At 56.5% G+C, this 20,438-nt stretch carries 23 protein-coding genes; 10 read left to right on the forward strand and 13 right to left on the reverse strand.

Going from position 1 to position 20,438, the window contains the following annotated elements:
• Positions 1–9: 9 nt before the first annotated feature.
• Together AC2FIP_RS07160 and AC2FIP_RS07165 are read right to left on the reverse strand one after the other, a co-directional pair.
• Positions 10–1,047 (reverse strand): efflux RND transporter periplasmic adaptor subunit, encoded by a 1,038-nt coding sequence (locus tag AC2FIP_RS07160; RefSeq protein ID WP_271949243.1) that lies wholly within the window; start codon positions 1,045–1,047, stop codon positions 10–12.
• On the reverse strand, positions 1,044–1,511 hold the full coding sequence (locus AC2FIP_RS07165) for a MarR family winged helix-turn-helix transcriptional regulator (RefSeq protein WP_185956678.1): 468 nt from the start codon (positions 1,509–1,511) through the stop codon (positions 1,044–1,046). Before AC2FIP_RS07165 ends, AC2FIP_RS07160 begins: the two co-directional genes overlap by 4 nt.
• A 166-nt stretch (positions 1,512–1,677) precedes the next feature.
• On the opposite strand from AC2FIP_RS07165, the gene AC2FIP_RS07170 reads away from it, so the two are divergent.
• Complete coding sequence (locus AC2FIP_RS07170) at positions 1,678–2,802, forward strand: beta-ketoacyl-ACP synthase III (RefSeq protein ID WP_496701514.1); 1,125 nt, start codon at positions 1,678–1,680, stop codon at positions 2,800–2,802.
• 220 nt (positions 2,803–3,022) lie between these two features.
• On the opposite strand, the gene AC2FIP_RS07175 is transcribed toward AC2FIP_RS07170, so the two are convergent.
• Positions 3,023–3,484, reverse strand: coding sequence for a hypothetical protein (locus tag AC2FIP_RS07175; protein WP_142636888.1), 462 nt, complete (start codon positions 3,482–3,484; stop codon positions 3,023–3,025).
• A gap of 353 nt (positions 3,485–3,837) precedes the next feature.
• On the opposite strand from AC2FIP_RS07175, the gene AC2FIP_RS07180 reads away from it, so the two are divergent.
• On the forward strand, positions 3,838–4,416 hold the full coding sequence (locus AC2FIP_RS07180) for a thymidine kinase (RefSeq protein WP_142636576.1): 579 nt from the start codon (positions 3,838–3,840) through the stop codon (positions 4,414–4,416).
• Here the strand turns inward: AC2FIP_RS07180 and AC2FIP_RS07185 are convergent.
• From AC2FIP_RS07185 to AC2FIP_RS07205, 5 genes are all read right to left on the reverse strand, one after another.
• Positions 4,413–5,363, reverse strand: coding sequence for a 2-hydroxyacid dehydrogenase (locus AC2FIP_RS07185; protein ID WP_496701512.1), 951 nt, complete (start codon positions 5,361–5,363; stop codon positions 4,413–4,415). The genes AC2FIP_RS07180 and AC2FIP_RS07185 overlap by 4 nt on opposite strands.
• Positions 5,363–5,701 carry a tRNA-binding protein gene (locus AC2FIP_RS07190; protein ID WP_282021513.1) on the reverse strand — a complete coding sequence of 113 codons (339 nt, stop codon included), beginning with the start codon at positions 5,699–5,701 and terminating at the stop codon, positions 5,363–5,365. Before AC2FIP_RS07190 ends, AC2FIP_RS07185 begins: the two co-directional genes overlap by 1 nt.
• Entirely contained in the window at positions 5,694–6,509 is an 816-nt protein-coding gene (gene proC, locus AC2FIP_RS07195; RefSeq protein ID WP_496691005.1) for a pyrroline-5-carboxylate reductase, read from the reverse strand. The genes AC2FIP_RS07190 and proC overlap by 8 nt, the downstream gene beginning before the upstream one ends.
• Positions 6,510–6,545: 36 nt before the next feature.
• On the reverse strand, positions 6,546–7,046 hold the full coding sequence (locus AC2FIP_RS07200) for a type III secretion system chaperone family protein (RefSeq protein ID WP_496691006.1): 501 nt from the start codon (positions 7,044–7,046) through the stop codon (positions 6,546–6,548).
• A gap of 308 nt (positions 7,047–7,354) precedes the next feature.
• On the reverse strand, positions 7,355–7,603 hold the full coding sequence (locus tag AC2FIP_RS07205) for an accessory factor UbiK family protein (RefSeq protein ID WP_142636566.1): 249 nt from the start codon (positions 7,601–7,603) through the stop codon (positions 7,355–7,357).
• A gap of 97 nt (positions 7,604–7,700) precedes the next feature.
• On the opposite strand from AC2FIP_RS07205, the gene lgt reads away from it, so the two are divergent.
• From lgt to AC2FIP_RS07225, 4 genes are all read left to right on the forward strand, one after another.
• The gene (gene lgt / locus AC2FIP_RS07210) at positions 7,701–8,582 is read left to right on the forward strand and encodes a prolipoprotein diacylglyceryl transferase (RefSeq protein WP_281972665.1); all 882 of its coding nucleotides are present in this window, start codon (positions 7,701–7,703) and stop codon (positions 8,580–8,582) included.
• Entirely contained in the window at positions 8,582–9,649 is a 1,068-nt protein-coding gene (locus AC2FIP_RS07215) for a class I SAM-dependent methyltransferase (protein ID WP_496785716.1), read from the forward strand. Before lgt ends, AC2FIP_RS07215 begins: the two co-directional genes overlap by 1 nt.
• Entirely contained in the window at positions 9,646–10,404 is a 759-nt protein-coding gene (gene pgeF / locus AC2FIP_RS07220) for a peptidoglycan editing factor PgeF (protein WP_496785718.1), read from the forward strand. The genes AC2FIP_RS07215 and pgeF overlap by 4 nt, the downstream gene beginning before the upstream one ends.
• A gap of 726 nt (positions 10,405–11,130) precedes the next feature.
• Positions 11,131–11,913: a Hint domain-containing protein gene (locus AC2FIP_RS07225; protein ID WP_271949219.1), complete on the forward strand. Its 783-nt coding sequence runs from the start codon at positions 11,131–11,133 to the stop codon at positions 11,911–11,913.
• 116 nt (positions 11,914–12,029) lie between these two features.
• Here the strand turns inward: AC2FIP_RS07225 and AC2FIP_RS07230 are convergent, their stop codons facing one another.
• Positions 12,030–12,530, reverse strand: a complete 501-nt coding sequence (locus tag AC2FIP_RS07230; RefSeq protein WP_142636556.1) for an Lrp/AsnC family transcriptional regulator — start codon at positions 12,528–12,530, stop codon at positions 12,030–12,032.
• 225 nt (positions 12,531–12,755) lie between these two features.
• Here AC2FIP_RS07230 and trxB point away from each other — a divergent pair, with 225 nt between their 5' ends.
• The 4 genes from trxB (at position 12,756) to AC2FIP_RS07250 (ending at position 17,836) form a co-directional block, all read left to right on the forward strand.
• Positions 12,756–13,697: a thioredoxin-disulfide reductase gene (gene trxB, locus AC2FIP_RS07235; protein ID WP_281972663.1), complete on the forward strand. Its 942-nt coding sequence runs from the start codon at positions 12,756–12,758 to the stop codon at positions 13,695–13,697.
• A gap of 4 nt (positions 13,698–13,701) precedes the next feature.
• Positions 13,702–14,169 (forward strand): RES family NAD+ phosphorylase, encoded by a 468-nt coding sequence (locus tag AC2FIP_RS07240; RefSeq protein WP_496785720.1) that lies wholly within the window; start codon positions 13,702–13,704, stop codon positions 14,167–14,169.
• 60 nt (positions 14,170–14,229) lie between these two features.
• Positions 14,230–15,900 (forward strand): adenylate/guanylate cyclase domain-containing protein, encoded by a 1,671-nt coding sequence (locus AC2FIP_RS07245; protein ID WP_496785722.1) that lies wholly within the window; start codon positions 14,230–14,232, stop codon positions 15,898–15,900.
• Positions 15,901–16,117: 217 nt separating this feature from the next.
• Complete coding sequence (locus tag AC2FIP_RS07250) at positions 16,118–17,836, forward strand: bifunctional sulfate adenylyltransferase/adenylylsulfate kinase (RefSeq protein ID WP_496785724.1); 1,719 nt, start codon at positions 16,118–16,120, stop codon at positions 17,834–17,836.
• A gap of 57 nt (positions 17,837–17,893) precedes the next feature.
• On the opposite strand, the gene AC2FIP_RS07255 is transcribed toward AC2FIP_RS07250, so the two are convergent.
• The 4 genes from AC2FIP_RS07255 to AC2FIP_RS07270 all read right to left on the reverse strand — a co-directional run bounded on the left by AC2FIP_RS07255 (position 17,894) and on the right by AC2FIP_RS07270 (position 20,374).
• On the reverse strand, positions 17,894–18,754 hold the full coding sequence (locus AC2FIP_RS07255; RefSeq protein WP_496785726.1) for a hypothetical protein: 861 nt from the start codon (positions 18,752–18,754) through the stop codon (positions 17,894–17,896).
• Entirely contained in the window at positions 18,754–19,638 is an 885-nt protein-coding gene (locus AC2FIP_RS07260) for a PhzF family phenazine biosynthesis protein (protein ID WP_142636545.1), read from the reverse strand. Before AC2FIP_RS07260 ends, AC2FIP_RS07255 begins: the two co-directional genes overlap by 1 nt.
• Positions 19,639–19,730: 92 nt before the next feature.
• Positions 19,731–19,955, reverse strand: a complete 225-nt coding sequence (locus tag AC2FIP_RS07265; RefSeq protein WP_142636543.1) for a DUF1150 family protein — start codon at positions 19,953–19,955, stop codon at positions 19,731–19,733.
• Between the two features lie 5 nt (positions 19,956–19,960).
• Entirely contained in the window at positions 19,961–20,374 is a 414-nt protein-coding gene (locus AC2FIP_RS07270; RefSeq protein ID WP_142636541.1) for an Hsp20 family protein, read from the reverse strand.
• Positions 20,375–20,438 lie beyond the last annotated feature (64 nt).

A 20,438-nucleotide genomic window follows, 5' to 3' on the forward strand; every position in this document is an offset into this window, starting at 1 on the left:
ATCCGCCCCTTAGTTGGCAAGACCGGTAAAGCGGCGCACCACCTGACCGTCAATCAAAACGTCGCCGCCGGCGACAACGATTTCTTCCCCGTCACTTAGGCCGTCCAGTACGTTGACATCACCGGTTTCCGTGGGCTCGATGGTAACGGGAACGCGGCGCAGTGTCCCTTGGTCAGCCCCAGTCGGAGAAAACACCATTACGCCCAGCGCCCCTTCGACATCGGCCACAATGGCTGTAGGCGGAACAAAGATTCCCCGTTTCTGGTCCTTGACCCGAACGGTCACAGTAGCCGACGAACCAGGCAGAATTTGCAGCCCTTCAGGCGGTGTCAGGCCAAATTGGATGCGGAAGGTTTGACCGACGCTTGAAGATTCAGCATCGAATTCGCGGATCTGAAGCGGGAAGACTTCGTCGCTCACCGGAAATTTCGCGGTGATGGTGATGTCATCCTGCTGGCCCGACCGTTGAAACAAAATTTCGGGTACGTCGACCTCAATCCGAAGTTCGGACATATCATGGATGCGCACGATCGGGGTACCTGCGGAAACAGTGGTAAAGGCCTCGACCGCCCGGCTGGACACCAGCGCGTTAAATGGTGCCGTCAATGTCGCCTGTTCCAGGTCGTAAAGCGCGTCACGCACAGCGATATCAGCCAGTTGCGCCGCAGTCTCAGAGTCGTCTACAGCCACTTGGCTGGCCGCAGTTCCCCGCAGCCGAGACAGGCGGGCCAGGGTCCGATCCGCCTGATCTTTCTGCAGAACGGCACGATCATAGCGGCGCTGGAACGGCTCACGATCCAGCTCGGCGATCAGCTCACCCTTGGGGATGACAAATCCTTCAGCCACTGGCATTTCAACAATCTGTCCAGCCACCTGAAAGGCCAGATCAACCGTTTGCCGCGCAGCGACGCGACCAAAGAACTGACGTGTGAACCCAGGTGTGGTTTCCTTTACCACCATCAGCTTTACCGGCTTGGCAGCTTCTTCAGCCATGATTGAGCTGGAGAGAAAGATCAGGGCCACGCCCAAAGCAGAGATCAGTTTCATTTCTTCAGTCCCTCGGGAATTCCAGTTTTCAGTATGTTTTCCCGGATCTTCCGGGCCAGTCTTGCGAATTCTGCGGTTTCATCTTTGTTCAGTCCGGACGCGCGCTGAAACAGGGCGCCCGCTTGGGCTACAAGCATCTGGCGTGTTTCTGTGCCTTTTTCGGTCAAAACCAAAAGCCATGCACGGCGATCCTCTGGATCGCGTTCGCGTCTCAGATAGCCCGCTTTTTCCAAGGCATCGGCGGTCGACGTGATTGTCGAAGGAACTGACAGCATGTCAGCCGCTAAAACGCCCATGCGCCTGGGCTGATCCAATTTGATCACCATATGGCATTCCTGATGGCTCAGCTCTATTTCGATGGCATCGAAGCTCTCCTCGAGCTTCCAATAGAGCGCATACACACCCATCATCGCCTGCATCTCGGGGCTTAAGCGATGCAACAGAGTGTTATGATCATGGGCCATGGGATGATTCCTTGCAGAATTTGACGCGTATATACTTCGAAAAACGAACTATTCAAGAACTGAAGCTCAATTTCCAACCAAGCTTAACATTCCCTCGGGTCAATCTCTCTTGAACAATACCAATCATAACGGCATTTTGGGTGAATCCAGAAATCCAGGACCCAACATGTATACGCCAGCAATCACCGGCTCGGGTGTTTTCACGCCAGATAATGTCATTACGAATGCCGAGCTCGTTTCGGCCTTCAATGCATATGCCGACAGGATGAACACCCAGAACGCAGAGGCGATTGCCGCTGGTGACGTTGAGCCGATGCAGCATTCGTCTGAAGAGTTCATTCTGAAGGCCTCCGGAATCGAGAACCGCTATGTGATGGACAAAGCGGGCGTTCTGGATCCCGACGTGATGCACCCGCTGTTTCGTCAGCGCTCTGACGATGAACCTGGCATCATGACCGAAATGGCCGTTGACGCCTGCAAGAAAGCGCTGGCACAGGCCGGGCGCAACGGGGACGATGTTGATCTGGTAATCTGCGCGGCTTCGAACCATGAACGGGCTTATCCTGCAATCGCGATCGAGATCCAGCAGGCGCTGGGATGCAAAGGGTTCGGGTTCGATATGAACGTTGCCTGTTCTTCGGCCACGTTCGGCATTCAGGCGGCGGCGGATATGGTCAGGTCCGGTTCGGTCAAATGTGCGCTTGTGGTAAACCCCGAGATTTGCACGGGCCACCTGGAATGGCGTGACCGTGATTGCCACTTTATTTTTGGTGACGTGGCAACGGCCACCTTGATTGAACGGATCGAGGATGCGACCGGACCGCATTTCGAGATTTTGTCGACCAGCTGCGCCACGGATTTTTCTAACAACATCCGAAACAATAATGGCTTCCTGCGTCGCACTCGGCCAGAGGGATTGACCGACCGCCGCGATATGCAGTTCATGCAAAACGGCCGTAAAGTGTTCAAAGAGGTTCTTCCAATGGTCAGCAAGCACATTGCCGATCACATGGACGCCGAAGGGATCAGCAACGCCGATCTCAAACGTCTTTGGCTGCATCAGGCGAACAAAACGATGAATGATTTCATCGGTAAAAAAGTCATGGGCCGCGAGCCCGCCCCCGGAGAGCAGCCAAACATCCTGCAAGACTATGCGAACACGTCCTCGGCAGGGTCGATCATCGCATTTTCGAAATACTCGGACGATTTCACCGATGGCGAGATCGGCCTTATCTGTTCCTTCGGAGCGGGGTATTCCGTGGGTTCGGTAATCGTGAAACGGCACGGTTAAGACAACACTCCGCGCAACTACAAATTCGTACAAGAAAACCGGGCTCATTCGACCCGGCTTGGTTGTTTGATCCTTGTTTCAGCACTGGCATCACCCCGTCCGGCGGCAAGCGGCAAAAGCCCCAGCATGCGAGCGTTCAGATCGGGTCAAGTTTGACCTAGCATGTCATGAGTATCGGTACGCACACCAAACTGGATCAAGACACGCAGCTTCCCTTGCCTCAGCTCACGCTTTCTTCTTCCAGGTGCAGCTTCATCTCGATCAGAACATGCTGCAGCAGGCTGGTTTCCTTCAACAGGCGTTTGGCCTCGTTCACCGTGATAATACCGTCTTCGATAGCAGACTGGTATTCGGTCATAAGCATGGCAAAGCGTTGGCTCAACGCGATGACATCCGAATTCACACCTCCGGTGCGAGGAGCGTCCGTGTTGCGGCCATCATATGACAGCGTAATGTTCTTGAGGTCGGCCAAAGCCGACGTCACATGCGGAAAGTTGGCCACCGCTTCAAGGCGTGCAACTGCATCAACCGGCATGAACCGATCAGCATGCTCTGCATTATCTGAATAATATCGGCCAAGCGTGGCTTTGGATTTACCCGTGATCTCGCACGCGGACTCAATTCCAACGTCCTTGACCAACGCTTCGGTGTGCTTTTTGAGATAGGCCCCGATATCTGCCATGTTTTTACCTTTGCTACCTGCCTTCCCCACTACATCTGCCATTGCGGGGGAAAGGGAAATGAAATTTCCCATACCTGAGTCATAATTGAAATGCGATATGTTGGCTATCCCTCAGATATGCGAGGGTTTTGTGAGTGAGTGGCGGCAATAATGCCGGTAGCGAGTGATAGCGGGGCACATATTAGCCCCGCTTCGTTTAGGCCGCTTAAAGGCCGAAGGCGTCGCTGTTGTGAGTGCAGGGGCTCCATCCCCAAAGAGCGTGAGCTCATCCCCTAACTGGACAACGGCGGCGTCGCTCATTTCGCCACATGAGATGGCTTGCCCAGGCGGGGCTGGCGAATTAGACCCGAGCCATGGCAAAACTTTACTTCAACTACTCGACTATGAACGCGGGCAAATCGACCGTGTTGCTGCAAGCCTCGCATAACTATCGCGAGCGCGGCATGGATACTTACCTGATGACGGCTGCATTGGATGGGCGCGCCGGTGCTGGGAAAATTGCCTCGCGGATTGGGATATCATCCGAGGCTGATACTTTTGACACCGATGATGATGTTTTCGCCATGATCGAAGCCCGTCTGGCGCAAGGCAAAATTGCATGTGTCTTTATCGACGAAGCCCAGTTCCTGACCGAAGATCAGGTCTGGCAACTGGCCCGCGCCGTAGATGACCTGAACGTGCCGGTGCTGGCCTATGGGTTGCGGGTCGATTTTCAGGGCCGGCTGTTTCCCGGGTCGGCCGCCTTGCTGGCGCTGGCGGATGAGATGCGTGAGGTTCGCACGATCTGCGAATGCGGCCGCAAGGCAACAATGGTGATTCGTCAGGACGAGAATGGAAATCCCATCACCCAAGGTGCTCAGGTCCAAATTGGTGGCAACGAAACCTATGTCTCGCTGTGCCGCAGGCATTGGCGCGAGGCCGTGGGCACCTAAACCGGATTTGGCAGCGGGCGCCCCTGAACAAAGGCCGCAACATTATCTAGCGCCATGTGCCCCATAGCGCTGCGGACCTCCTCAGTCGCGGTACCCAGGTGGGGCAACAGGGTCACGTTCTGCAAATCTATCAGAGCTTGCGGCACTGCGGGTTCGAATTCGTAGACATCCAGACCCGCACCCGCGATTTGCTTTTCTTGCAACGCCGAAATCAGGGCCGATTCATCCACTACCTCTCCCCGAGAAATATTGATCAGGATGGCAGCAGCGTTCATCGCCTGCAGCACCTGCGCATTGATCAGATGCCGGGTTTCGGCACCGCCCGGCACAGCCAGGATCAGGAAATCTACACCGGCAGCCAAAGCTTTGAGGTCTGGGACATAATCCGCCGGAAACTCTAGCTCCTTTGGGCTACGCGATTGATAGGCGACGTGCATACCAAACCCATAGTGGCAACGTCGCGCGATGGCTTGCCCAATGCGCCCCATGCCCACAATGCCGACCCGTTTGCCGGTCACGTGATGGCCCAACATCTGTGTCGGGTGCCAGCCCTGCCAAAGGTTTGAACGTACCAGCCGTTCGCCTTCTCCGGCGCGGCGGGCCGTGGACAGCAGCAATGTCATGGCAATATCGGCCGTAGCGTCAGTGACAGCGCCAGGCGTATTGGTCACCGCGATTCCGGCCTGACGGGCCGCCTCCACATCTACGTGATTATACCCAACCCCAAAGTTTGCCAGCAGTTTGCACCGCGGTTCCAGCACCTCAGCAAATATCTGGGCCGAGAACAGGTCTCCCAAGGTCGGCACCACCACATCGAATTCGGACAGCGCATGCCCCATTTCCTTGGGTGACATCGGCAAGGTTTCACTGCGCATCTCTGCGTCGAACTCTGCGCGTGCACGTGCTGCGACAGAGGCGGTCATCGGTCGGGCAATGAACACACGCATCAGTGCATCCGCCCACCGGTTGGAACCTTGCCATCCGGCCCGATCAGGACGATCTCACCAGTCTCATCGGGCAATCCCAAAACAAGCACTTCGGACATGAACTTGCCGATCTGGCGCGGAGGGAAATTTACCACCGCCATCACCTGCTTGCCCACCAATGAGGCGGGATCATAATGCGCAGTGATCTGGGCCGAGGTTTTCCGCTCGCCGATGTCTCGTCCAAAATCGATCCACATCTTGATCGCTGGCTTGCGCGCTTCGGGGAAGGGTTCGGCGCGGATAACCTCGCCGACGCGAATGTCGACCTTAAGAAAATCGTCGAATGTAATTTCACCCACGAGACAGCTCCTTGGACCGATCGGTTGCGGCTTTAACAGCGCGGTGCAGCAGGTCGGGAAAACCGAATTCGTCGTGCATCAGGACCTCAAGCGCGGCCTGCGTGGTTCCATTAGGCGAAGTGACATTGACGCGCAGTTGCGATGGGTCCTCGTCAGACGCCATGGCCAAGGCCCCTGCCCCGGCGACCGTGGACTTGGCCAGCCTCATCGCCAAATCATGTGGCAGGCCCTGAGCCTGACCCGCGGCAGCGAGCGTTTCTATAAGGTGGAATACATAGGCAGGGCCGGACCCGCTCAGCCCGGTAACGGCATCAATCTGCGCCTCATCCTGCAATCTGACCGTCTCACCGACCGCAGATAGCAGGTTTTCGGCTAGGGCCAGATCCGCATCCGAAACAGCAGAATTTCCAATCAACGCCGTGATTCCCTGTCGGATCGCCGCCGGGGTGTTCGGCATGGCACGCACGATTGGTGTTTTCTGGCCCAACACCTCTTCGAATGTGGAGATTGAGGTGCCCGCCGCGACCGACACGAACAGGCTGCGCCCGCCGCCCAAGGCTGTAATTGCGGGCAGCGCATCGCCCATCATCTGCGGCTTTACCGCGACCAGCACAACTGCAGGCCCCTCGGGTAGCGGGGTATTGATGTTGACGCCCGACGATTTCAGCCAATCCGACGGGAAAGGGTCAATCACCCAGACTGACGAGGCAAGAAGGCCATGCTCTAACCACCCGGCAAGCATGGCCGATCCCATCTTGCCGCATCCCAAAAGCACCAGCCCCTGTTCGGCGACGCGTGACATGTCCATGATTGCCCCTCCGCTTATTTGGCTCGGGGCAAAGCTTTACGCGCGGCCGTAGGCCTCTGCAATGGCGACTTGCATCGCGTCTTCCGGGGTGCGGTTGCCCCATGTGACCAGTTGGATCGCGGGATAATAACGCTCGGCGCTCAGGACCGCTGCAGTGATCATCGTATCAATCTGTTCCGGGCTGGCCATCTGACCACCCGCAAGAACCAGACCGTACCGGTAAACCATCAGCTTCTGATTGGCCCAGTATGTGAAGGCCCCGGCCCAGCACTGATCGTTCATCTTGTTCAGAAGTTCATAAAGCTCGGTCTCGCGCGCCTCAGGTGGCTCCATCTCGAACGAGCACACCATACGCAGCGTTTCGTCATAATTCGACCAGGCCAGCGTAATCGAGTAGGTGCGCCACTGTCCTTCGACAGCCATTGCGATCTGATCATCCCCGATCCGATCAAAGTCCCAATCGTGATGTTCGGCAAGATGTTCAACAATGTCGATTGGATGAAGGTCTTCGTCAAGAAACTGCTCGGAAAGGGCCATAATGCCACCTCACTAATTTCTAGCATTTCGGGGCTGGCAGCGCCCCAGCGCTAGTTGCCTGCTCTACAAGCCGGGCTTCCCCCATAGGCCTGTACTAAATATGGTGCGCTGTGGGTGGTGGCCTGACAACCCCCATTTTTGGGGATAACAGCAATAAGTTGTGGATAGCTGGCAACGGCGATCAAAATATTGGCATCAGATGCAGCTTTGTCTTGATTAATTCCCGCAAGACGGCATGATGCACAACACCGCACAACCCAGAACCGGATTGCGCGGCGTTTGTCTTTTTTCAAAAATTTCGCGGGGGATTATTCGCCCAGCTTGGCTTCCAACGCTGCAATGCGCGCCTCGAGCGCTGTGTTTTCCTCGCGCGCTTTCTGAGCCATGGCACGGACAGCGTCGAATTCTTCGCGTGTGACGAAATCGCGATCGGCCAGCCAACGGTCGATCATCGACTTCATGGCGTTCTCCGCCTCGTCCTTTGCGCCTTGGGCAACACCCATGGCGTTGGTCATGAGTTGGGAAACATCATCCAGAATCTTGTTGCGGGTTTGCATGGTTATCCTCCGATTTGGCGGTTGGTCTCTATATGGGGAATGATTGGCGCAGGCTCAAGGTTGACTTAACCCTCAAAGCCCGGGCAATGAGACGCACATGCAGGCTGTTCTGAATTTCCCCGATCTGTCGCCCGAACTTTTCTCGATCTCGCTGTTCGGGATGGAGTTCGCACTTAGATGGTACGCCCTCGCCTATATCGCCGGGATTGTGATTGCATGGCGCCTGGGGGTGATCGCCCTAAAGCGCCCCGCCCTGTGGCCCGACAAGGCGCCACCTATGCAACCCGCCCAGCTTGAGGATCTGATCACCTGGATCATCCTGGGCGTGATTCTGGGCGGGCGACTTGGGTTCGTGCTGTTTTATCAACCAGCTTATTACCTTTCGAACCCGATCGAAATTCTGATGGTCTGGCAGGGCGGCATGGCCTTCCACGGTGGATTGCTAGGCGTCGTCGTGGCCTCATATATCTATGCAAGACGTCACCAAATTTCGATTTTGCCGCTTGCTGATCTGATCGCGCATACCGTGCCGCCTGGGCTGTTATTGGGTCGTGTCGCGAATTTCATCAACGCCGAACTGTGGGGAAGGCCCAGCGACCTGCCCTGGGCCTTTGTATTCCCCGGTGCCGCCGCCCAAAACTGCCCGGAGGTTATTGGTCTTTGCGCCCGCCACCCCTCTCAGCTTTACGAAGCCGCGCTTGAGGGGTTGCTGCTGGGTGCCTTGCTCTTGTGGCTGGCCTATCGGCGCCACGCTTTCCTACGGCCCGGTCTGGTCACAGGCGTGTTTATGGCGGGCTATGGCGCATCGCGTTTCATTGTCGAGTTTTTCCGGCAACCCGATGCACAGTTTGTTTCGGCCGGAAATCCGCTTGGACTTGCCTGGCAAATGGGCGGCTACGGCCTGACCATGGGCCAGTTACTGTCTTTGCCAATGATTGCCTTTGGCCTTTGGCTGGCATCACGCGCTAAGGCCAAGTGATGTCCCTCGCCAACCTCTTACAGGCTCGTATCGCACAAGACGGCCCGATGAGTGTAGCCGACTATATGACCGAATGCCTGCTGCACCCGACACTGGGATATTACACCACCCGCGACCCCCTTGGCCCGCAGGGCGATTTCATCACCGCCCCGGAAATTAGCCAGATGTTTGGCGAACTAATCGGGCTCAGCCTTGCGCAATGCTGGATTGACCAGGGGCGTCCGGACCGTTTCACGCTAGCGGAGCTGGGTCCCGGGCGCGGAACGCTGATGGCTGACATGCTGCGTGCAACACAGGGCGTGGATGGCTTTCACGCGGCGGCAGATATTGTACTGCTTGAGGCCTCACCAACCCTGCGCACCATTCAGGCAAAGACGCTGGATGCCTATGCTCCACGCTGGATTAAATCGGTCACCGATCTACCCGATTCCCCGCTTTTGCTGGTGGCAAACGAGTTCTTTGACGCTCTGCCCATTCGCCAATTCATCCGTGATGGCAGCGATTGGCGGGAACGTTTGATCGGGATGAAGGACGAATCACTGGCTTTTGGCCAGGGGCCGCGGTCGCCACAGATCGCTTTGAAGAACCGGCTTGAGGACACGCAGGATGGGGATCTGGTCGAGCTTTGCCCTTCGGCCATACCGATCATCACTGTGATCGCCGGACGGATCGCGACCCATGGCGGGGCCGGACTGATCCTGGATTATGGCGACTGGCATTCGCTTGGGGATACGTTTCAAGCGCTGCATGCCCACAAGCCGATAGACCCGCTTTCCAGCCCCGGACAAGCTGATCTGACCGCCCATGTGGACTTCGAACCTCTGGCGAGCGCAGCGCGAGCTGCGGGCTGCGCCCATTCGCGCCTGACACCCCAAGGCGTTTTTCTGGAACGGCTGGGCATCACTGCGCGGGCGCAAGCATTGGCGAAACCACTCAGCGGGTCCAAGCTTGAGGCGTTGATAGCCGCACATCGCCGGTTGACGCACCCAGAGGAAATGGGAAACCTGTTCAAAGTACTGGGCCTGTACCCATCTTATGCCGCATTGCCACCGGGACTGGAATCATGACGCTGGAAATTCTGACTTCGGATCTCTTGTCATCCGTACGCCATGGTTTTTTCTGCCGCCGTGGCGGGGCCTCATCCGGGATCTTTGCAGGGCTCAACTGCGGTCATGGATCATCTGACCAGACCGAGGCTGTCGCGATAAACCGTAACCGCGTAGCGGATGCGATGGAGGTCGATCCCGGATCCCTTATCGGGGTGCATCAGGTGCATTCACCGACGGTCATAACTGTTGATGGTCCAATCGACGGGGAAAAGCCTAAAGCAGACGCGTTGGTTACGGCCTATCCCGGGCTGGCGCTGACCATCCTCACGGCGGATTGCCAACCTGTTCTTTTTGCCGACACCCACGCAAAAGTGATAGGAGCTGCACATGCGGGTTGGCGCGGCGCGCTGGACGGTGTGCTTGAGGCCACGTTGGACTCCATGGAGGCGCTGGGAGCACGGCGCGAGAATACAGTGGCCGTCATAGGGCCCACAATCTCTCAAACTGCGTATGAGGTCGGGCCCGAGTTCCTAGAAGACTTTGCCGCTGAATCATCAGAAAACCTGCGATTCTTCGCAAATGGAACGGGTGATCGGATGCAATTTGACCTCCCGTCCTATGGGCTGCACCGGTTACGTCAGGCTGGTGTCGGGCATGCAGAGTGGATTCGTCATTGCACCTATTCGGACCCGAACAGATTCTATTCGTACCGCCGATCGGTTCATACAAAAGAAGCCGACTACGGCCGCCTGATTTCCGCCATCAAACTGTGACGCGTGCCCTGATTGTGGCGAAATCGCCGCTTTTTCGCCACATTTGTTGTGTCTATATGAGTCGCCAAAATTAGGTTTTATTGCCCTCTCTCAGATGGTTATCTGCATATTTCTGAATGTGAGCGCGGCTAGATTAAGAAAAGGAAACAACCAACTTTCTTTTGTCCCAGATTCAACCCGCGTCAGCCTTATGGCCGCCTCAATATGGCGACACGTTAGTCTCAGATTGGGTCGTTAGGCATTAAGCCTTGAACGAGTAGGACAACAGGATGAAACAAAGATCCCGCTTTCTCAGCGCTGTTCTAAAAGCGTCCAGAGAGCAAAAACTGGAGATGCCGTGGAAGCGGGTTTCCAGCCGTTCTGCCAGTGTGGCGCGCCGTTTGGCTTCGCGACGCTGACTAGACAGGCCTACCAAAGCCATTCTGCCGGCTTTGAGGGTCAAGACACACAGCGGGGGTGCTCCGATCCGGTGTGTGGCGCTTCACAGACGCTTTCTGTGAATGTGTTTAGGAGTTTGTGTGCGTAGACAATTTTCGTCTGCGAGTTGTGAGTTTGTCTGGGGGGTCAATGTGTTGACCAAGAGTTTGCGAAATTCCATCGCACTGCGCGGCCGTTACAGCCGACGTCTCGAAGTCGCCATAGCATTCAAGACAAAGAAAACCGATCAGGCGGGCCTGTACGGGGGTTCAGCCTTCCTGAGCGGATGTTTGAGGGGACGGAATTAGTATGACTATTCCACATTCTTTGGCCCGCGCCGCCAGAAACGCCGTCGATACGTCGACAATGCTGCGCGAGATTCCAAGAAATACAACAAAACAAAAAGCGCAGCTGCGGCGCTATGAGGTCAGTTCATTGTTGAGCAATGGCGAGGTATCCCAAACCCGCCACATCGCGCCAGCGCTGCCCATGTTCGAGGATGCGTTTTGTGCTTTTACGCGGGGTTCGCTTGTCGAAACCGAAAACGGGCCGATAGCGATCGAAGATCTTTTGCCTGGCGATACGGTTTTGACCCAGAATGGAACTTCGGAAACCGTGGTCTGGAAGGGCTCGGTGACTTTGATCCCCGGGCGCGAAGACTCGCGTGGTCGCACGCGCCCGCTGACACGCATCATGGCGGATACCTTCGGAATGCAAAAACCGATGTCAGGCGTGACTGTCGGTCCGGCTGCGCGCCTGTTGGGCACCCCAGCACATCTGCGGCACTTGTATGGCGGATCTCCTGTTTTGACGCCCGCGCACGAGTTCCAAGACGGGATGGGTGTCATCGAGATGCTACCGCCTACCCCAATCGAATTGTTTCACATCTGTCTGAAACGCCATTCGGTTATCAAGGTAGACGGATTACAGTTTGAATCATATCATCCAGGCGTAAATGCGGTTCGGATGATCAGCCATTCGCTTCGCTCAATCTATTTGAACTTGTTCGAGCATGTCGAATCGCTGAATGACTTTGGCCCGCTGCAGTTACCGCGTGCCGGAGATGGAGAGGTGGACGCAATCACTGCCTGAGTTTTAACCAGTACTGCAAAGTGGGGGCTTTATGCAGATTTTAATTAGTTGGGTGTTGTTTCTGGTTGTCACGGCGATTTTGCCGCCGTGCACCAGCCGTCACAAAAGGATGCGCTTTACGCCGTCCGGTTCATTCGTTCTTCCAGGACGTCAAACGGTACACCGGGCTCGTCCTTAGCGCCGCGTATCACAAGTGAGGTTTTAACGCTGGCCACGTTTGGCGTGGTCAGCAACTCGCCTGTCAAAAACTGCTGAAAGCTGCTGAGATCAGGAGCGACGCATTTCAGAATAAAATCCACTTCGCCGTTCAGCATGTGGCATTCACGGACAAGTGGCCACTCGCGGCAGCGTTCCTCGAATGCGCTGAGTTCGGCTTCGGCTTGGCTTTCCAATCCGACGCTTGCAAAGACCTGAACCTCAAAACCCAGCTCACGCGCATTCACTTCCGCGTGGTATCCGCGGATAAGGCCCGAGTCCTCCAATGTGCGCACGCGCCGCAGGCACGGAGGCGCGGAAATTCCCACACGTTTCGCGAGCTCTACATTGGTCATGCGACCGTCTGCCTGCAATTCTGCCAGAATCTTGCGGTCAATCTCGTCCAGCCGTGTCGCGACCATAAAAAGCTCCTGAATTTTCGGTTGTTATATCAGCACCCAAGGGATGCGCAATAATGTTTCGCGTTTGCGCAATATTCTTTGGTTTTCCAGGTATTTTTCTAGCGCGAGTTGTGAAACGGATTCTCCGATACGGCACGAAGGGGCTTTAAGCGCCTCAAGGGGGTCGCTATATCCATTCGCCAAGGGGCCGCAGGCCCGTATCAGGCAGATCGAGTCGGGGGTATCATGGCCGAAACAAAACACACCAGGGTTCTGATAATCGGATCAGGACCTGCCGGTTATACTGCGGGCGTATATGCCAGCCGTGCGATGCTGGAACCGATACTGGTTCAGGGCATCGAACCGGGCGGGCAGCTGACGACCACCACCGAGGTCGAGAACTATCCCGGCTTTACCGAGGTTCAGGGTCCTGATCTGATGATCAAGATGCAGGAGCACGCCGCCGCGATGGGGTGCGAAATCATCGGCGACATTATCAGCGATCTGGATGTCTCGAAACGCCCGTTCACCGCCAAGGGCGACAGCGGCACCATCTACACTGCCGATGCGGTCATTCTGGCCACTGGCGCGCGGGCGAAATGGCTGGGATTGCCCTCGGAAGAGAAGTTCAAAGGCTTTGGCGTTTCCGCCTGCGCCACATGCGACGGGTTCTTCTATCGCGGGCAGGAGATCGTTGTAATCGGCGGCGGCAATACCGCCGTGGAAGAGGCGCTGTTTCTGACCAACTTTGCCAGCAAGGTCACCTTGATCCATCGCCGCGATGAATTGCGCGCCGAAAAGATCCTGCAGGATCGGCTGATGAAGAACGACAAGATCGAGCCCCTGTGGTTCCACGAACTGGACGAGGTCATCGGAACCGATGCGCCTTTGGGTGTCGAAGGCGTGCGCGTCAAGAATGTGAAAACCGGTGAGATTCGCGAAATCCCCTGTAAAGGTGTTTTCATCGCCATCGGCCACGCACCCGCGAATGAGCTGGTCAAGGACTCGCTGGAAACCCATATGGGCGGCTATGTGATCACCAAACCGGGCTCCACAGAAACCTCCATTCCAGGTGTCTTTGCTGCCGGAGACTTGACAGATCACATCTACCGTCAAGCCGTTACCAGCGCCGGGATGGGCTGTATGGCCGCGCTGGATGCTGAACGGTTCCTGGCCGAGCAGGATTAATCAGGTGATCGAATTCTCCGGCTCGATCTGGAGAATTCTGTTCCTCTCACAGATAGACGCCCCTTTGGCCCCAGCACGGGCGCCAGAGGGGCGTTTTCATTATACGGGCCAATTCGCGCTTTATTCTTCGCTGAGCGCTGAGGGTGCCGAAGTAGCCATCAAACGCTATGTCTGCCCATCCGATCCACCACGCATTCTTCAAAAATGCCGGATCACCGGCGCTCGGCTGGTAGATCTGCGGGGGCGCAGCGAAGCCTCGGTCGTGTGGCAGGATACCCACGAAAAAGAAGGCGCCTCACCCACCTGGCTATTTTCGGATGACGCCCGCGCCAAAGGCGCCGACGGCTTGCTATACAGCTCGCGATCCCGGCCGGACCTCAGTCATGCGGTTTTGTTTAGCACCTCGCCAGAGGTAGTGTGCCTGGATGGGGATCCGCATCCCTGGTTGCCGGGGCATCGAGGCTTCGCTTGACCCCCGCTCTGCGCCGTTACAGACTCTGAGATGCGAGCAAAACGAACACAGGTGAACCGAGTGAAAAGCGTACTATGGCAAGGCGGGTGGGCTACCCGGCTGAGGATCATGAGCGGCCTGATCCTGTTCATCTTTGCCTTCTTTCACTTCATCAATATCGGTCTGGGACTGTTTCATACTGATTATCTCCACGAAATGCAGAAAGGTCGCCATGTCATTACGCGCAACAACATCGGCAGCGCGATTCTATATCTGGCCTTGCTCGTGCATTTTGGGCTGGCGCTGTATTCGTTAGCTCAGCGCAGAACCATGCGAATGCCTTTCAGTCTGGGGCTGCAAGTGGTGCTTGGATTTGTGATTCCACTGCAACTGATCTCGCACCTTGTTCACACCCGATACGCGCATGCAGTTTTCGGGGTTAATGATGAGATGGGTTATATCATCGCGCTAATGTGGCCCAGCTATGCAATCTGGACACAAAGCCTGCTTTTGCTGGTGGTCTGGGTCCACAGTTGCATCGGTCTTCACATGTGGCTGCGCCTGACATCCTGGTGGCAAAGGGCGCTGCCTTATCTGATCGGGCTCGCCGTGTTCATTCCGTCTTTCGCTCTAGCAGGTCTTTTGACAGAGGGCCGACGCATTTGGGCTGATTTCGCCGACCCGTTTCTGCGCGATCAGTATATCGAACATTACAACTGGCCATCGCCCGAGGCTTTTCAGGTTCTGATGGGTGTGAGGCAAGATACACTGCTTGCATTCGGGCTGGCGGTTGGCGCTACATTGCTTGTGTTTCTGGTGCGCAAAATTTTGCGACGCCGGCATTCGGTGCGCATCAAATATGTGGAAGGCCCCGAAATTGTGGCCGAAAAAGGCATGACCCTGCTTGAGATTTCTCAGGCCAACGGCATTCCCCACACTGCGCTATGTGGTGGCAAGGGGCGCTGCACCACCTGTCGCGTTATTGTCGAAAATGGTGCAGATCAGCTCCCCGTCCCCAGTGAGATCGAGGCCCGCAGCTTGGCTGCCGTAAAAGCACCCGAAGGCGCACGCCTGGCCTGTCAGATCCGCCCGACCGAGCCAATCACGGCCTTTCGGATGTACAATCCCGGTAGCGGTCGCAATCGCGCCCATGCCAGTCAGGGGCAGGAACGTAAACTGGCGGTGCTGTTTCTGGACATGCGCGGGTTCACGGCACTGACCACCGGGCAGTTGCCCTATGACATTGTTTTCCTGCTCAACCGGTTCTTTGACGCCATCGTGCCAGCCATCACCTCGGATGGGGGTGTGGTCGACAAGTATATGGGTGACGGGCTGCTGGCAGTGTTTGAAACCGCCGATGCTGCAAGTTCAGCACGGGCCGGGATGAAAGCCGCAGCCAATGTCAGCCGCGCATTGCAACGGTTCAACGAGCAACTCGAAACCGAGGGCAGCCCGCTTATTCGCATTGGAATGGGGTTACATCTGGGCGATCTGGTTCTGGGCGAAATCGGCGCCGTAGGCACTGCAAGCCGCACGATTATCGGCGACGCCGTGAATGTCGCCAGCCGATTGGAGGCCGAGACCAAGGGGTTGGGTGTCGAGCTTTTGGTTTCGGGCGATCTGCTGAAGGCAGCGGGGCATGACGGTTGGCAGAACGATCTGCGCCCCTTCCAGTTGCGTGGGGTAACAAGGCCAATTTCTGCCCTGCCGGTCGAACGTGCGTCCGACCTCACCCCCAAGATTGCCGCCTGAGAACACACTCATTCAAACCGGTCTATTTGACCTTGATCCAAGGGATTGTCGTCGGGTTTCGCGTCAAAATGTGGAAAATCCTTCCAATCCGGAGAAAAACCGCGCATATCGTCCTTTGTTTCATAAATCCATCTGGACTTCACCCGACCGCCGGGGCACATGCCCGGCAAACGCCCCTGAATCACTGGCCAATCCATCCTTCGACAAGAGAATTCCCATGACGATGTTAAGCAATCTGGCGCCGATCTCTGAACTTTATGTTTCGTACGAGTCCGCACAGAAACTGAAAGTAGAAGCTGCCGACCTGACAAGCTGGGACCTGAGCCCTCGTCAGATCTGTGATCTGGAACTGCTGATGAATGGCGGGTTCAACCCGCTGAAAGGGTTCCTAAGCGAGGCCGATTACGACAATGTCGTCGAGAACATGCGCCTGGCCGACGGCACCCTTTGGCCGATGCCAATCACGTTGGATGTCAGCGAAGACTTCGCTGAGGGCATCAAACTGGGTCAGGACATTGCACTGCGCGACCAGGAAGGTGTCATTTTGGGCACCATGACTGTGACCGACCGCTGGACGCCGAACAAGGCACGCGAGGCGGAAAAGGTCTTTGGTGCAGATGACGATGCCCACCCGGCGGTCAACTACCTGCACAACACTGCCGGCAAGGTTTACTTGGGCGGCCCTGTTGTTGGTATCCAACAGCCCGTTCACTATGACTTCCGTGCCCGCCGCGATACACCGAACGAGCTGCGCGCCTATTTCCGCAAGTTGGGTTGGCGCCGTATTGTTGCGTTCCAAACTCGCAACCCGCTGCACCGCGCGCATCAGGAACTGACCTTCCGCGCCGCCAAAGAGGCGCAGGCCAACCTACTGATCCATCCGGTTGTTGGTATGACCAAGCCGGGCGACGTGGACCACTTTACCCGCGTGCGTTGCTATGAGGCTGTTCTGGACAAGTACCCGGCCTCGACAACTTCGATGTCACTGCTGAACCTGGCGATGCGTATGGCAGGCCCGCGCGAGGCGGTGTGGCACGGGTTGATCCGCGCCAACCACGGCTGCACGCATTTCATTGTCGGCCGTGACCACGCAGGCCCCGGCAAGAACTCGGCCGGCGAGGATTTCTACGGTCCCTATGATGCGCAAGATCTGTTCCGCCAGTTCCAGGATGAAATCGGCGTTGAAATGGTCGATTTCAAACACATGGTCTTTGTGCAGGAACGCGCTCAATACGAACCGAATGACGAGATCGCCGACAAACACAACGTCACGATCCTGAACATCTCGGGCACAGAACTGCGCCGCCGTCTGGCCGAAGGCCTGGAAATCCCCGAATGGTTCAGCTTCCCTGAGGTTGTGACCGAGCTGCGCAAGACCAAACCGCCGCGCAGTCAGCAGGGTTTTACCGTATTCTTCACCGGTTTCTCCGGCTCGGGCAAATCGACCATCGCCAACGCTCTTATGGTAAAGCTGATGGAGATGGGCGGTCGTCCGGTGACCCTGCTGGATGGAGACATTGTTCGTAAGAACCTGTCATCGGAACTGGGCTTTTCGAAAGAGCATCGCGACCTGAACATCCGCCGCATCGGCTATGTGGCCAGCGAGATCACCAAGAACGGCGGCATCGCTATCTGCGCCCCGATCGCACCCTACGCCACGACCCGCCGCGCCGTCCGCGAAGATGTCGAAGCGTTCGGCGCTTTCTGCGAGGTTCACGTGGCCACCAGCATCGAAGAATGCGAACGCCGCGATCGCAAGGGCCTGTACAAGCTGGCGCGTGAAGGCAAGATCAAGGAATTCACCGGAATTTCCGATCCCTACGACGTACCTGCCAATCCTGAGTTGAGCGTCGAGACCGAGAATGTGGACGTAGACAACTGTGCCCACCAGGTTCTGCTCAAGCTGGAAAGCATGGGTTTGATCGCCGGATCGTAACCTGCGCAAAGAATCAAGCAAAAGGCCCTCGGTTTCCGGGGGCCTTTTTCTATTGGATTATAGTTCTGCCCGAATGGCGGCGACGGCGCGTCCTTCGAAATCACCAAACTCGGCCGCTTTGGACTGGCTGGCCCGCAGGGCATCTAGACGCGCGGCATAGTCATCGACCGAAGCGGCTTGAATCGCACTCCGAATGTCGGCCTCGGAATCGCACAGGATCATCCCGGATGTGTCGAAGAAATCACCAATATTGGGACAGCCCCAATAGATCGGCACTGTCGAGCACAAGATCGCGTCTGTCAGCTTTTCCGAAAAGTAATTCCGCTCCCGCACATTCTCGATCACCACCGAATAGCGATATGGGGCCAGCCCGTCAGACTTTCGGTCAAACGGAGTATAGCCACGCCCCATAATATCGACATCTGCCCCGGATTCACGAACCCAGTCGATCACGGAATGGCGCAGCTGATGTCCTTCGAGATCACGTTTGGCCGAGGCGATCAAAGAACAGGATTTAGATTTCTCGACTAAAAGTTCTCGCCAATCAGGCACCATCGTCACGCCATAGGGCAGAAACACGGCGTTTGGGATACCATGCAACAAAACATCATGAAAGGTCAGCACCCGGAAGAACCGCCGCCACGTATAGCGCAACATGCGATCATGTTTGGCATGGATGGCCGAAGGCTCTCCCATCATCAAAGATATTCGCGCACGTGTTCCCCGACGAAGACGCAGATGTACGGTGGAATTGGGGTACATGATCAGATGGTCCGTGTGCGCAAGATCGCCCACTGTTTTTCCGATCAGACGATCCGGGCAACCTTCGGGCCAGGTCAGTTCCGACAAAGGAACCGTGGCCAGTTTCGGCCCTAACCGATGCCCATAGGGCAATATGGCGATTGCAGGTTCTGTCATCATCCGGCATCTGGCAAATTAACCTGACCCCGCATCAGAATATGCCCGCGACCGGCGACCTTGATGCCTGTCATCGCATCCGATGGGCCAGCTCGGGTAACAGTCGCCTGACCGGGGCGCCCCATATCATGGCCTTGCTCGGCAATAAAAACATCCTTTGGCATCAGCCCATGTTTCCAGAGATACGCCGCCATCGCACCTGTGGCAGATCCGGTAAACGGATCCTCGGGCGGGCTGGGCGGGGCCAACAGCAATCTCGAGAATGTATCGCCTGCTTTGGTCGCGCCTTTGAGCGTTACAAGAAAAGGTTCGGCCATATCGGAGCCGGAAAAGCCCGCCTTTTCGGCAATCTCGCGCAAAGGCCTTTCGACCAGTTTTGCCGCGCGCAGGGCGTCGTGATCACGAAGAACAGTGACACAGAAGGGCAGCCCGGTAGAAACAAATTGCGGCGGCGAGATGATCGCCTCTTTGGGCAGGCTGATGGCAGAGGCGACCAGCTCGGCGGGAACATAGGCGCCGAATTGTGGTGCAATCTGCGTCATCTCGATTTCATCACCGCTGATGCAGATCGAAACGATCCCCGCGCCGGTTTCAAGCGTCAGGGTATTGCCTTGCAGCATTCCTCTGGACTGCATTGCAGCTACGGTTGCGATCGTGGGATGCCCGGCAAAGGGGATTTCGCGACTGGCCAGAAAATAACGAACCCGGAAATCGGCCACATCGGACGGGCCAGTAAAGGTGCATTCAACCAAGGACGTCTCGCGCACATAGGCCATGCAGACGTCTTCGGACAGAGCTGCCCCACCATGAACAACAGCGCACCCATTGCCACCAAAGGCGCGATCGCTGAAGGCGTCTACCCAGTCAAAGTCGAACCAATTCATGTGTCGTGCACTCCGATATTCGAACCATCATAGGTTCGACTGTCTCGCCCGACAGGCCATGGATGTCACGAGGAAAACGTACGGAGGCCGCTTTAGTGCACGGCCACCGGTGAAAAATCATGCTCGCGCGCCAGGTTAAACGCCAGCTTGCGATCAGCAACCAGTGCCAGTTGCTGGCCGTCGGCATCGTGTACCGCATATAGCAGGCTCAGATCTCCGGCCTGTTCGCGAACTTCCCGAGGTAGATCGGCGACTTCAACTGTTTTGACATAGACGATCCGATCGCCTTCGGCGTTGATTTCAAACGGTGTATTCATTGCTCTTACCCCTTCCTTATGTTGATCGTTTGCACCACGGTTTCGGGCACGGCGCGGGTCAGATCCACATGCAGCAGACCATTTTCAATGATCGCCTCGCCAACCTCGACCCCATCGGCCAACACGAACATGCGCTGAAACTGACGTGCCGCGATCCCACGGTGTAGAAAGATACGTCCTTCGCTGTCGTCGCGCTGACGTCCCCGGATCACCAACTGTCGATCTTCGATGGTAATCGACAGGTCCTCTTCTGCAAACCCGGCCACGGCCAAGGTAATGCGGTAGGAAAAATTCGAGGTCTGTTCAATATTATAGGGCGGATACCCCTCATTTCCGGCCTTTGCAGACCGCTCCAGAAGGCGTTCCAACTGCTCGAACCCCAAAAGATGCGGGTATGAGCCCAGAGTAAGTTTAGACACGTATTTTCGTCCTTTATTGCCAAAGCGACGTGTTGTGCGGCCCCATTCTGGCAACCGCGTATAA

Source organism: Ruegeria sp. CDSB114, from assembly GCF_059611025.1.

Bases quoted from the DNA above. Each gene is read 5' to 3' on its own strand.
- AC2FIP_RS07160 (WP_271949243.1), bottom strand. From the start codon at position 1,047: ATGAAACTGATCTCTGCTTTGGGCGTGGCCCTGATCTTTCTCTCCAGC.
- AC2FIP_RS07165 (WP_185956678.1), bottom strand. From the start codon at position 1,511: ATGGCCCATGATCATAACACTCTGTTGCATCGCTTAAGCCCCGAGATG.
- AC2FIP_RS07170 (WP_496701514.1), top strand. From the start codon at position 1,678: ATGTATACGCCAGCAATCACCGGCTCGGGTGTTTTCACGCCAGATAAT.
- AC2FIP_RS07175 (WP_142636888.1), bottom strand. From the start codon at position 3,484: ATGGCAGATATCGGGGCCTATCTCAAAAAGCACACCGAAGCGTTGGTC.
- AC2FIP_RS07180 (WP_142636576.1), top strand. From the start codon at position 3,838: ATGGCAAAACTTTACTTCAACTACTCGACTATGAACGCGGGCAAATCG.
- AC2FIP_RS07185 (WP_496701512.1), bottom strand. From the start codon at position 5,363: ATGCGTGTGTTCATTGCCCGACCGATGACCGCCTCTGTCGCAGCACGT.
- proC (WP_496691005.1), bottom strand. From the start codon at position 6,509: ATGGACATGTCACGCGTCGCCGAACAGGGGCTGGTGCTTTTGGGATGC.
- AC2FIP_RS07200 (WP_496691006.1), bottom strand. From the start codon at position 7,046: ATGGCCCTTTCCGAGCAGTTTCTTGACGAAGACCTTCATCCAATCGAC.
- AC2FIP_RS07205 (WP_142636566.1), bottom strand. From the start codon at position 7,603: ATGCAAACCCGCAACAAGATTCTGGATGATGTTTCCCAACTCATGACC.
- lgt (WP_281972665.1), top strand. From the start codon at position 7,701: ATGCAGGCTGTTCTGAATTTCCCCGATCTGTCGCCCGAACTTTTCTCG.
- AC2FIP_RS07215 (WP_496785716.1), top strand. From the start codon at position 8,582: ATGTCCCTCGCCAACCTCTTACAGGCTCGTATCGCACAAGACGGCCCG.
- pgeF (WP_496785718.1), top strand. From the start codon at position 9,646: ATGACGCTGGAAATTCTGACTTCGGATCTCTTGTCATCCGTACGCCAT.
- AC2FIP_RS07225 (WP_271949219.1), top strand. From the start codon at position 11,131: ATGACTATTCCACATTCTTTGGCCCGCGCCGCCAGAAACGCCGTCGAT.
- AC2FIP_RS07230 (WP_142636556.1), bottom strand. From the start codon at position 12,530: ATGGTCGCGACACGGCTGGACGAGATTGACCGCAAGATTCTGGCAGAA.
- trxB (WP_281972663.1), top strand. From the start codon at position 12,756: ATGGCCGAAACAAAACACACCAGGGTTCTGATAATCGGATCAGGACCT.
- AC2FIP_RS07250 (WP_496785724.1), top strand. From the start codon at position 16,118: ATGACGATGTTAAGCAATCTGGCGCCGATCTCTGAACTTTATGTTTCG.
- AC2FIP_RS07255 (WP_496785726.1), bottom strand. From the start codon at position 18,754: ATGACAGAACCTGCAATCGCCATATTGCCCTATGGGCATCGGTTAGGG.
- AC2FIP_RS07260 (WP_142636545.1), bottom strand. From the start codon at position 19,638: ATGAATTGGTTCGACTTTGACTGGGTAGACGCCTTCAGCGATCGCGCC.
- AC2FIP_RS07265 (WP_142636543.1), bottom strand. From the start codon at position 19,955: ATGAATACACCGTTTGAAATCAACGCCGAAGGCGATCGGATCGTCTAT.